General features: G+C 45.4%; 1 protein-coding gene. It reads right to left on the bottom strand.

The genetic code is table 11. From position 1 onward, the window contains the following. Nucleotides 1-536: hypothetical protein (locus H4J66_RS01880; RefSeq protein ID WP_182169844.1), on the bottom strand; the 536-nt coding region annotated here is incomplete at its 3' end. Nucleotides 537-560: the final 24 nt, after the last annotated feature.

The following is a 560-nucleotide window of genomic DNA, read 5'->3' on the forward strand; positions in this document are numbered from 1 at the left end:
TCACTGATATAGGTGTGCTTTTCACTCGCGCCATCGGTGATAGCGTATTGCTGACTTTGTTGGCCTGAAACACTGCCTGTCACAAGGAAACTATTCGCACTGACCGCTAGCATTGACCAATCTTCAGTTTTTGTATCGTAAGAAGTTTTTAAAACGGTAAGCGTACCATCACCGACATTACTGCTTCCTGCAACGGGCTCTGCCGCACTAAACGCTGTACCTGTGTCTTCGGTTTCTGAAGTGATCGTTACCGTTAAGGTTTCGGCTACCGCAGGGTTGGCATTACCGTCGCTATCAACAACTTGAATATATGCACTCTCGCCACTTTGGTAAGTGGGTACAACAATTCCTGATGAATCCGTTAAAGTGAGTTGACCTGTCATGCTTTCTGAAACAGGTGCTCCTCCATCAGAATGACTAGCATTCAACCAACCAGCATAATTAACCTTACCTGCATTACCGTCATTATTCCCATCATAAATAAAGCTCAACGCTTTAGGGTTCGAGCCTTCGTTTATCTCTGCACTATCATCCACACCCCACCAATTGTTCTTCGCAAC

The sequence above is a fragment of the Colwellia sp. MB3u-55 genome, assembly GCF_014076785.1.
Lineage (GTDB): Bacteria > Pseudomonadota > Gammaproteobacteria > Enterobacterales > Alteromonadaceae > Colwellia_A.